Origin of the sequence: Sulfitobacter sp. 15WGC, assembly GCF_005068605.1 — a bacterium.
Lineage (GTDB): Bacteria > Pseudomonadota > Alphaproteobacteria > Rhodobacterales > Rhodobacteraceae > Sulfitobacter > Sulfitobacter faviae.
Map to the genome: position 1 here is coordinate 1 of NZ_SZNL01000286.1, position 227 is coordinate 227.

Sequence of the window (227 nt, forward strand, 5' to 3'; positions counted from 1 at the left end):
GCCACAGCAGAACGACTTGATCGAGGGCTTCAAAGGCAGCATGCGCGAGGAACTGCTGAACGAGGAGATATTTGACACTGACACAGCCGGGCCATTCTGAGGTGGGCCGATCAGAACGCAATTCCGTAGCACTATATCGACCCAGGGAAGCCGCAGCAGAACGCCTTTATCAAGTCATTAAACGGCAGCCTGCGCGACGAGCTGCTGAACGAGGAGATATTTGACAC

Annotated in this window: 1 pseudogene; it reads left to right on the forward strand. The window is 54.6% G+C overall.

Going from position 1 to position 227, the window contains the following annotated elements:
• Nucleotides 1-84: 84 nt before the first annotated feature.
• Nucleotides 85-227: pseudogene (locus tag FCK22_RS18790) on the forward strand (integrase core domain-containing protein); the annotation flags it as partial.